We start from the raw sequence: 6,219 nt of genomic DNA on the forward strand, positions 1-6,219 counted from the left end.
GCGCCGCCACCGGCACCAGGGCCAGGATCAGCGCCGAGACGCCGTAGACCGGCAGCCAGTACGGGCGGCGCGGCGGGGCCTCGACCGGGAAGCGGCGCTTCGGGCGGCCGACCTTCCGGGCGGGTGAGCCCGACCAGCGGGCGCCGGCCTTGACCTTCTTCACTCCGGTGACGCACGAACCGGCCTCGACGTGGGCGCCGTCGCCGACGACGGTGCCGGGCATCAGCGTGCAGCGCGCGCCGATGCGGGCCTCGGAGCCGATGGTGATCGACCCGACGTGCACCACGTCGCCGTCGACCCAGTAGCCGGAAATGTCGGTCTCCGGTTCGACGGAGCAGTAGTCGCCGAGCTCCACGAACCCAGTGACCGGCGGCAACGTGTGCAGGGACACGCCCTTGCCCACCTTCGCGCCCATCGCGCGGGCGAACCACAGCATCCACGGCGCACCGCCGACGCCGCGCGCGCCGGAGGCGTCGGCCAAGCGTTCGGCGGCCCACAGCTTCATGTGGACGCGGCCGCCGCGCGGGTGATCGCCGGGCGTGACGCCGCGCATCAGCATGCGCGTGGCCAGCGCCGTCAGCGGCAGCGTGCCCAGCGGCGTGATGAACAGCAGCGCCAGCACCACCGCCAGCCACCACGGCACGGGCAGCGCGAACGGCGAACCCAGGCCATGGGCGATGGCATTGAGCACCGCCAGCCACGTCATCCACTTCGCCGCCCGGATCGTCTGCAGCGGCACCATGGCAAGAGACTGCGCGTGGCGGGTCGAGCGCGGGACCGGCTTGACGACGCGCCTGTTCTTCTTCGCGGTGGCCTCATCCTCGGAGGCGTCGTCAAGCGTCAGACCGCGCGACTCCAGTTCCTCGGCGAGCCTGCCCAGGCGCGGATGGTCGTAGAGATCGCGGACCGCGACGTGCGGGGCGCGCTCGCGCATGCGCGCGACGACCGTGGCCGCGGCCAGCGACGTGCCGCCCAGGGCGAAGAAATCGGCGGCCGCACCCGGGGCGGGCACGGCGAGGACCTCCGCCCAAATGCCGGACAACCAGGCCTCGATGGGGGACAGGCCCTCGAGGGCGGAATCGTCGGCGGCGCCGGCGTCGATCGGCAGCGGCCAGGGCAGCCCGGCCTTGTCGACCTTGCCGGAGGTACGCACCGGCAGCTCGTCCATGACGTGCAGGCGCGGGACCATCGCGGCGGGCATCTCCGCGCGCAGCCGCTCCATCGCGGCATCGGCGTCGACGTTGGCGGCGTCGCCGCCCGCGCCGACGTAACCGACCAGGATGTCCTGGCCTCCGGCCTGGCGCACCTGGACGCTGGCCTGGGTGACGCCCGGCAGCGCGGCCAAGTGAGCCTCGACCTCGCCGAGCTCGATGCGGCGGCCGCCGATCTTCACCTGATCGTCGACGCGGCCCACGAAGTGCAGGCCCTCCGGTTCCAGGCGCACGTGGTCGCCGGTGCGGTAGGCGCGGTCCCAGCCGATGGTGGGCATGGGCGCGTACTTCTCGGCGTCCTTTTCCGGATCCAGGTAGCGGGCCAGGCCGACGCCGCCGATGACCAGCTCGCCGACCTCGCCGACGCCCACGGGCTTTTCGTCCTTGTCCACGACGACCAAATCCCAGCCGTCGAGGGAGACGCCGATGGTCACCGGCTCGCCCGGCTTCAGCTCGGCGGCGCAGGCGACGACGGTCGCCTCGGTGGGGCCGTAGGTGTTCCACACCTCGCGTTCCGGGGTGGACAGGCGCTCGACCAGTTCCGCCGGGCAGGCCTCGCCGCCGACGATGAGCAGGCGCACCGAATCCAGCGCCTCGGCGGGCCACAATCCGGCCAACGTCGGCACGGTGGACACCGCCGTGATCGACCGCGAGATCAGCCACGGTCCCAGGTCCATGCCCGAGCGCACCAGCGACCGCGGCGCCGGCACCAGGCAGGAGCCGTGCGCCCACGCGATCCACATTTCCTCGCAGGAGGCGTCGAAGGCGACGGACAGGCCGGCCAGCACGCGGTCCTCGGGGCCGAGCGGACCGTCGGGGTGGTCGGCCAGGAACAGGCGGGACTCGGCGTCGACGAAGGCCGCGGCGCTGCGGTGGGTGACCGCCACGCCCTTCGGCTTGCCCGTCGATCCGGACGTGAAGATGATCCACGCGTCGTCGTCGGGCGTCGGCTCGCGGGCCGGCTCCTTCGCGACGTGCCCGGGCGTGAGGTGCAGGCCGTCGGCCCCGAACCAGCCCGCGATCCCGGCCTCGCCGAAGACCATCTCGGCGCGTTCGTCGGGGTCGTCGGCGTCGACCGGCACGTAGGCCGCGCCGGCCGCGAGGATCGACAGGATGGCCACGTAGAGCTCGCGGTTGCCCGAGGGCATGCGCACGCCCACGCGGTCGCCCGCGCCGATGCCGTTCGAGCCCAGCCACGCCGCGGTCTCGTCGATCTCCGCGAGGAGGTCGGAGTACGTCATCACCACGTCGCCGTCGTCGAGCGCCGCCGCTTCGGGGTGCTCGGCCGCCGTGGCCCGCAGGACGTCGATGAGCGTGCGCTCCGGGGCGGCCAGGTCGCCGCGCAGGTACTGCGCCCGGACCTGGATCGGGTCGGCCGGATCGGCCGGGTGAGTCAAGTCGGTCACTGCCGCTTGCCGCCCTTCTTCTTGTTCTTGCGCTTCTTCTTCGGCTTCTTCGGGGCGGTGTCGCGCCCGCCGGAGTCGTCCCCGGATTGTCCGTCACCTGCGCGGTTTTCGCTCGGCGTCGGTTCGGGCTCGGCGTAGGGCTCGGGCTCGGTGGCCGGTTCCGCGTCCAGCGCCGCGGCGACCGCATCGCGCAGGGGAGACGGCGTCTCGGCGAAGACGCGGGCCTCGGCCTCCGCGATGCCCTCGCGGATCGACTCGCGCAGGCCCGCGCCCGCGGTCGTGGGTCCGATCAGCTGTCGGCGGCGGTCCGAGGTGTCGCGCACGCGCTCGACCAGGCCGGCCTCCTCCAGGACGTCGACGAGCCGCACCATGTCGGACCGGTCGATGCCCAGCAGATCGCACAATTCGCGCTGCGAATGGGCGGGCTCCGCGCCGATGGCCTCCAGCAGCCAGTAGCCGCGCACGGTCAGGGCGACGTCGGCGGCGTGCTCGGCGAGAACGCCCTCGATCGCGTCCCTGAGCCGCGCATCCAGGCGCTGGATCGCCCACGCCGCAGTCGACGTCACCGCCTCGGGCATGGTCGGGGCCGGGCGGCGATCCCCGGTGTCCTTTTTCGTTGGCATGCACCCATCATAGGCACGACCGGATTTACGCCAATAATGGGGATGCCCCCACCGAATGTTTCGGCGGGGGCGATTGCTTGACGACGGCCCGTCGTAAAGCAGCAGGTGCGGGCGGGTGCGTCAGCCCTTTTCGATGGGGCGCCCGTTGTGCTCCCAGTCGATCATGCCGCCGGAGATGTTGATGGCGTCGATGCCGTTCATCTCCAGCCACTGGCACACCTGCGCCGAGCGGCCGCCGGACTTGCACATCAGGTAGATGTCGCGATCGAAATCGAACTCGCCGTAGCGGGAGGGGATCTCCTCCATGGGGATGTGCACCGCGCCCACGGGATGGCCCTCGTCCCACTCCATCTTCGAGCGGACGTCGATGATCTGCGCGTCGTCGGGAACTTCGCTAACCGGGATGAATTCCATGGCGACGATTGTAGGGAAAGGGCGCGGGCGGGACTACACGCCCTCGACCGGGGTGTGGCTCAGCGCGTGCATGCGGTTCCAGCCGTTGATGCAGATCGCGGCCCACGCCAGCAGCGCGGTCTTGTCGTCGCCGAGGACCTCGCGGGCGGCGTCGTACTCGGCGGTGTTCTCGTGCGCGGCGACCGGGTCGGTGGCGGTCTCGGCGATGGTCAGCGCGGCGCGCTCGACGTCGTCGTACACCGCGCCGGCCTCGCGCCACGCCGGGGTGACGGACAGCTTCAGCGTGGTCAGGCCCGCCTTCAGGCCTTCGCGGACGTGGACGTCCAGGCAGAACGCGCAGCCGTTGATCTGCGACGCGCGAACGTAGACCAGTTCGATGAGGTCGCGGCCGACGCCGAGTTCCTCGGCCTTCTTCCAGATCGCCTGGGTCTGGGCGGCCTGCGCCTTCCAGGCCTCCTTGAAAACGTCGCCGAGGGGGAGTCGGTCCATGGTGTTGTCGCTCATCGCGGGTCCTTTCGGGGTGGTGCCGGGGTGTTCAGGGTCGGGATTTCGGTGGCGTGCCGGTCTCGATTATCGCTCGTGGCCGGCGCCATCATCTGCTTGAACCATACCCCTGGGGGCATTATTCCGGAGGGGTTTCGGATTTCACCGCGGGTGCCCCCGTCGCGGAAACGCGAAAACCCGCCGCACGCGCGGGGCATGCGGCGGGTCGTCGAAAAGCAGTGGGAGGCGGGCAGCCGATTCAGGGCCGCTGCCACCGCCGGCGCCTACTTGTGGCGGTCGATGGCCTCCTGGAGGATGCGCTCGGCCTCCTCCTTGTTGCCCCAACCGGACCCCTTGACCTCCTTGCCGGGCTCGAGGTCCTTGTAGTGCACGAAGAAGTGCTCGATCTCGTCCAGGGTGAACTGGGAGATGTCGCCGACGTCCTGGAAGTCCTCGAAACGGGGGTCGTCGAGGACGCAGAGCAGCTTGTCGTCGCCGCCGGCCTCGTCGGTCATCTTGAACACGCCGACCGGGCGGGCCTTCACGATCACACCCGGGAACACCGGCTCCGGCAGCACGACCAGGGCGTCCAGCGGGTCGCCGTCCTCGCCGAGGGTGTCCTCGATGTAGCCGTAGTCGGCCGGGTAGGACATCGGGGTGAACAGGTAGCGGTCGAGGTAGACCTTGCCGGTCTCGTGGTCGACCTCGTACTTGTTGCGCTGGCCCTTCGGGATCTCGATGGTGACCTCGATGGTCATGTGGATTGCTCCTCTGGTGTGGTGTCGTGCGGTGCGCCGGAGGGGGCGCCTACAGTGGTTCCATCTTAGTCGTTGCCGTTGCCCGTCACTTGGGAGGAGCCCCGTGAGCCGCACCGTCGGGTGGATGTTGTCCGTCGCCGCGTTCGCCGTCGTCGTGTGCGTGATCGTGGTGGCGGGCCTGGCGGCGAACGCGAATCGGGTGACGGTGGCCGATGCGCCGCAGGTGCCGGGGGTGCAGTCCCCGTTGCGGCCGGCTGGGTCGGTGCAGGGGCTTGACGACGGCCCGTCGGCCGCACCGTCCGCCGATGAGTCCGAGTTGAAGGCGCAGGTCGCCGCGGTGATGGACGGTGCCGCGAAGGATCCGGCGCTGGGGGAGCTGACGGCGGTCGTGTCGTCGGCGGCGTCGGGCGCGGTGTTGTGGGAGCAGGGCTCGGGGGAGCCGACGCGGCCGGCGTCGTCGCTGAAGATCTTGACCGCGGCGGCGGCGCTGCTGCAGCTGGACCACGACAAGACCGTGGTCACCCGTGTGGTGCGGTACCCCGGCCAGGAGGGGATGGTGCTGGTCGGCGGGGGCGATCCGACGCTGAGCCGCGATGGAGGGGGCTTCTACCCGGGATCGGCGTCGATCGCGGACATCGCCGAGGACGTCCGGTCCACGCTGGGCGTCGCCGAGGGGGACGCCGTGCCGGGGCCGGTGTACGTGGATCGTTCGCTGTTCCGCGACACGTTCCATTCCACGTGGGACCGCGAAGGCATCCAGGTCGGCTACATCGCGCCCGTGGAGCCGGTCATGGTCGACGGCGCACGGCTCGCCCTCGATCGCGAGGACGCGCGCCGCACCCCGGACCCCGCCGCGGGCGCGGGCGAGGCGTTGGCGGCGGCGCTCGGCGGCGCGAAGGTGGAGGTCCTGGCGCCGGAGGCGTCGGCGGCCCAGAAGTTCGGCGGCGGCGCGGAGCCCGAGGAGCTGGCGTCCGCGGAGTCTGCCCCGCTGGCGGAGCGGGTGCGCCAGATGATGACGCAGTCGGACAACGTCCTCGCAGAGTCGCTGGCCCGCGAGGTCGCCATCGACCGGGGATTGACGCCCGACTTCGCCGGCGCCGCCAAGGCGGTGGCGGACACGCTCGCGGAACACGGGCTGGGGCTGGAGACCTCGGGCCCGTCCGCGGCGAACCTCGCCGACTCCAGCGGCCTCAGCGCGGACAACCGCGTCACCCCGGCACAGCTCGACCGGGTGCTGCTCGCCGCCGCCGGGCAGGGGGCCGGTTCGGACGGAGCCGGCGCCGGCGAGATCGACGACGCCGACGGCGACGGCCGCGACCTGGCC

6 protein-coding genes are annotated in these 6,219 nt (G+C 71.6%); 1 reads left to right on the forward strand and 5 read right to left on the reverse strand.

The genetic code is table 11. The annotated features are described in order from the left end of the window. From GX015_RS03770 to GX015_RS03790, 5 genes are all read right to left on the reverse strand, one after another. Nucleotides 1-2,578 (reverse strand): amino acid adenylation domain-containing protein (locus GX015_RS03770; protein ID WP_366926226.1); only part of this gene is annotated, 2,578 nt, incomplete at its 3' end. A 35-nt stretch (nt 2,579-2,613) separates the two neighbouring features. Next, entirely contained in the window at nt 2,614-3,240 is a 627-nt protein-coding gene (locus tag GX015_RS03775; RefSeq protein ID WP_291342902.1) for a MarR family winged helix-turn-helix transcriptional regulator, read from the reverse strand. Between the two features lie 120 nt (nt 3,241-3,360). Further along, entirely contained in the window at nt 3,361-3,654 is a 294-nt protein-coding gene (locus tag GX015_RS03780; RefSeq protein ID WP_046650557.1) for a rhodanese-like domain-containing protein, read from the reverse strand. 33 nt (nt 3,655-3,687) lie between these two features. After that, nucleotides 3,688-4,158, reverse strand: coding sequence for a carboxymuconolactone decarboxylase family protein (locus GX015_RS03785; protein WP_291342905.1), 471 nt, complete (start codon nt 4,156-4,158; stop codon nt 3,688-3,690). A gap of 263 nt (nt 4,159-4,421) precedes the next feature. After that, a complete protein-coding gene (locus GX015_RS03790) occupies nt 4,422-4,895 on the reverse strand; it encodes an inorganic diphosphatase (RefSeq protein WP_291342907.1) in 474 nt (157 codons plus the stop codon). 103 nt (nt 4,896-4,998) lie between these two features. Here GX015_RS03790 and GX015_RS03795 point away from each other — a divergent pair. After that, on the forward strand, nt 4,999-6,219 hold a 1,221-nt coding region (locus tag GX015_RS03795), incomplete at its 3' end, for a D-alanyl-D-alanine carboxypeptidase (protein WP_291342909.1).

Source organism: Corynebacterium sp. (genome assembly GCF_012837295.1).
GTDB lineage: Bacteria > Actinomycetota > Actinomycetes > Mycobacteriales > Mycobacteriaceae > Corynebacterium.

Excerpts from the sequence above, each read along its gene's own strand:
- GX015_RS03780 (WP_046650557.1), bottom strand. The coding sequence starts at position 3,654 with ATGGAATTCATCCCGGTTAGCGAAGTTCCCGACGACGCGCAGATCATC.
- GX015_RS03785 (WP_291342905.1), bottom strand. The coding sequence starts at position 4,158 with ATGAGCGACAACACCATGGACCGACTCCCCCTCGGCGACGTTTTCAAG.
- GX015_RS03775 (WP_291342902.1), bottom strand. The coding sequence starts at position 3,240 with ATGCCAACGAAAAAGGACACCGGGGATCGCCGCCCGGCCCCGACCATG.
- GX015_RS03790 (WP_291342907.1), bottom strand. The coding sequence starts at position 4,895 with ATGACCATCGAGGTCACCATCGAGATCCCGAAGGGCCAGCGCAACAAG.